The 4047-nt window shown below is 30.6% G+C and carries 3 protein-coding genes; all 3 read right to left on the minus strand.

The window, feature by feature from the left end:
• Positions 1–261 precede the first annotated feature (261 nt).
• Genes QJ521_RS09280 through QJ521_RS09290 form a run of 3 tightly spaced genes read right to left on the minus strand, consistent with a single transcriptional unit; the run spans position 262 to position 3485 of the window.
• Entirely contained in the window at positions 262–786 is a 525-nt protein-coding gene (locus QJ521_RS09280) for a glycosyl-4,4'-diaponeurosporenoate acyltransferase CrtO family protein (protein ID WP_282840207.1), read from the minus strand.
• Positions 787–813: 27 nt separating this feature from the next.
• Positions 814–1905, minus strand: coding sequence for a glycosyltransferase family 2 protein (locus QJ521_RS09285; RefSeq protein WP_282840208.1), 1092 nt, complete (start codon positions 1903–1905; stop codon positions 814–816).
• Entirely contained in the window at positions 1902–3485 is a 1584-nt protein-coding gene (locus QJ521_RS09290; RefSeq protein ID WP_282840209.1) for a phytoene desaturase family protein, read from the minus strand. The genes QJ521_RS09285 and QJ521_RS09290 overlap by 4 nt, the downstream gene beginning before the upstream one ends.
• Positions 3486–4047 lie beyond the last annotated feature (562 nt).

The following is a 4047-nucleotide window of genomic DNA, read 5'->3' on the forward strand; positions in this document are numbered from 1 at the left end:
TAGGACACATGTCCCCCCTTTTAGGTATAAAAAATAGGACATGTAACTATCTTTGTTACTTATTATATTTTACCATAACTATATTACACGATATGAGTGGGGGGGCTAAAAATTCTATACGTTTATCTTGAATTATAACTTTTATTTGAAATTAATAGTTAATTGAGTGTGAAGTATTTAAAATATTGTATGCTCAGGTTAAAGGATGTCTAAGCATATTGCTTTCTTTGTAATGATATTTACCGTAATCTAAATGTGATTTTAATTAGTTTTAGAAGTTAATAGACTTTCTACTCTTGGACGATTATATCTTTGTACAATCATACATGGCAAATTAACAATCAAGCTATACCCTAACATAATCCAGGTAATGAGTGGTGTAGTAATGAGAAAAAATACCCAAAAGAATAAGATTGGGATGATATGAGCCATTTCAGCTCGACAAGATTCAATGATAAACTTCTTTAAATTATCAACTTCAAAAGAGTTGATATTTTTCTTTTGATAACCTCTTTTTTTCCAAACACTTGCTCCATCTGGAAGTAGATGTTTCCATTTCTTAACTCTAAATAATGTTTGATAGATGTGACCATTTCTTTCAAACTTATAGGTTTTAAATGGAAATTTCTGATTTGAGTAAAATTTATCAGGTAGATAGAGTGCAATTAGAGCACCACCGACTTGAATGAGTGGCCAAATAATAAAGAAGAGTAGTAATGTGATTTCATCAGTTAAAAATATAACTCTCATATGAATGTTGTCGACATCAATAATTATTGATGTCAACTTCCTTTCTTAAGTAATCATAAATGGTTAAGCTCTAATTGAACGACCTTTCCATTTTACAGATAACTTAAAGATTTTCTTAATAAATGATACAACAAAGACAAATAAGAAGTGTCCAAAGGTAATTGGCAGTAATAGGAATGGCCATAATTTAAACTTTCCAATCTGATGAGATATATAATAAAGTCTTACCATCCAAATCAAATAAAAAGCTGAATATATAATAACATTTACTAAATTAAAAGTAATGAAATTAAGTGTTAACTCTAACATGGTTGCTAGAATGGATGAAACAAATAAGAATACCGTTAATCCTAACAATATAGGGATACTTAATGCTCCAAAGGCAATATTCTTCGTCCATCCATAATATAGACTTTTATAATCTTCAGGATACATTCTATAACTGATGATCTTATTACCACTATAACCATCAAAAGCATATCCCTTTTGATGAAGTAGAATACCTAGACTAATATCTTCTATAATACTCTTTCGAATGTCATGATGACGACCAATATCTTCATAGATCTTTCTTTCAATTAAGATACATGGACCAAAACATCCAATCGACTTTGGAAACAAAGTTGATGTATGGTTGGCTGCAATCGAAATCAAATTAAATGGAATTGAAAACTGTTCATAATGCTTTTTTGTTTCGTGATAAGGTAAAACAGTGATGATATGATGATTTTCTTCATATAAGGCAACCAAACTCATTAATGCATCTTTTGAAAGTCTGACATCAGCATCTAAGAAAAGTAGTAATTCACCAGTTGCGGCAAAGGATCCTGTTTCAATTGCCCAGGATTTACCAACATATTCTTTATTCTTTTCTGTTACTGTAATTTTCTTGACATTAAATTGATCAATGATCTCTCCTGTTTGATCGGTTGAACCATCATCAACAACAATGATTTCATGAATAGGCATAGATTGATTAAATAAATCATTTAAGAGTAAACCAATCGAGAGTTCTTCATTCCGACACGGAATGATGATACTAATCTTTGGTATTTTTTGAGTTGGTGTTTTAAGCTTTAATAAAGGAATTCGATAATACAAATAAAAGGAACTTAAAAAGCCAGCAACAACAAGAGATATCGAATACCAGTTCATCGCTTCACACCTTTTTTCTTTAGTACTTGATCAGCTACAAGTTTACCAGTTAGAATCGCTGTTGGAACTCCAGCTGGAGCAAATGCCCATTGACCACATTGATAAATATCTTTTATTTTAGTTAAGACTGATTTTCTAATATCTTTTAATTCAGTATAAACTGGCATCTTTTGATTAGATAATGCCCAACCTGTAATTGAACCTTTATAACTTGAATTAAAAGATTCAATCGTTAGTGGTGTTGCAATATCAATCACTTTGATATAAGAAGTTAAGTCAAGTTTAAGATATTCATTCATGACTTTTAGTATTTCATTAGTCATTAAGGTTTTTAAACGAATTAGTTCTCCGTTATCTGCATAATGTTTAGTCAAATCATAGTCAAATAAAGTAGAGATAATCACACCGGTTTGGTTTTCTGGTGCTAGTGATGCATCTCTTAATACAGGGATAGATACTTCGTAGGTTGTTAGATTTAGATACTTTTTAACCCATAGATCTAAATCTTTAGCATCCTTCCAGGATGTCATTGATTTAAGTCCAAGGGTAGAAGGTGTATAAAAGGCATGACAACCAAAGGTTCCTTCAAATAGTTCCTTATTTAGGTTAAGACCTAGACTTAAGGTAAAGATTGATTCATTGGTATGGGAGTTAGAAAGAAGTTCTTTTTGAACTTTGAAATCTTTCCTCGGATAGTTTTCGATGAGTTGATATAGAGTATACTGATCAGATGCCCAGATCAGTTGGTTATAAGTGACTTCACTACCATCTTTAAAGGTGACTAGTTTAGCGATTGGGTTAATATTTACAACTGTTTTATTGGTAGTTATTTCACCATCGTTTTTAAGGATTGCATCCTTTAGAACTTGTGCTAATGTCTTCGTTCCTTTTTTAGGATATAAGTAATCTTTATATAAACCAAAATAGCTTAAAGTGAAATAGGCACTAGATTCTTCAAAGAAATGCTGAGTGATGATATCGATTAAAGCTTGATTAGAGGTGTATTTATATAAGTAGTCAATCACTGATACTAAATAAGATTTAGATTCTTTCTGTGCATTTTTAAAGCGTTTTAACCATGGAAGAAGCGTCTTTAATAGATAATTCATTTTATATCTTCCTTCATAGAAGAGTGGATTATCGATTTCATAGACCACTTCAATAAGCTTTGTAATATGATCGATTTCTTTAATGATTTGTTCAATTGCTTTTTTTTCTTCTGGGAAATACTTAATCAGTAAGTTTTGATAAGATTCTAACGAATCTTTTGTAGTGACATCAACAAAATCAGTACCAATCCCTAATTTTACTGGGTTCTTGACATAATCAAATGATATATTTAAGTTCTTTAGCATTGGGAAAAGAATTCCAGAATTCTCAAATGCTCTTGCTCCATGGTCAAAATAAAACCCTTGTCGTTCAAAGGTTCCAACGAGTCCACCTAATGATTGATTTTTTTCATAGAGTCTAGCATTACGTTTGTTTTTTGCTAGATAAGCTGTTGCTACTAAACCCGAGATGCCTGCTCCAATAACGACGATGTCAATCTTTTCTATTTGTCTTTGTTCTATTGTGTTCAATTGTGGACGCACCTCCTAATGAACACGATTCATATAAATCGTTTAATCTTATTACAACATGTACTATTTTGCTTTATATCTTGCTAAATGAATTATGAATCTAAGTATTATAAGATTTAGGTTTAAGTACCCATTTATTCTATGATAATCGTTTAAAGCGGTAGTGTCAAGAATTTTGTGTAAATGAATTGAATTAAAGTATTAGAGCTCTCTTTAGTGCTTTTAGATTTTTGAGCGGGATGTTTAATTGAATATTTCATTCAATTTTATAGTGACTAATCTAAATCCTTTATGTATTCTCATTTGGAACCTTTGGTTATAATCTTTCGTATAGGTGTCAACGAAGTTTCCAACAGCAAAACTCGGGAGAACTAGGTTTCAAAGAAATAAAAGGATCGACAGGTAAAGTTATGATAGTCTTATTTATTATGAAGATAAAGATCAAATAAGACAAGATTATCAAAAGATTCAAAAAGCATATGGAGTTGATTTTGATTACTCATTATCTAACAGAGAAGGATTTAATGAATATATTAAATCATTCAAATACAAAATAAAGAAA

Source organism: Peloplasma aerotolerans (assembly GCF_030012175.1).
GTDB classification, from domain to species: domain Bacteria; phylum Bacillota_I; class Bacilli_A; order Acholeplasmatales; family Acholeplasmataceae; genus Peloplasma; species Peloplasma aerotolerans.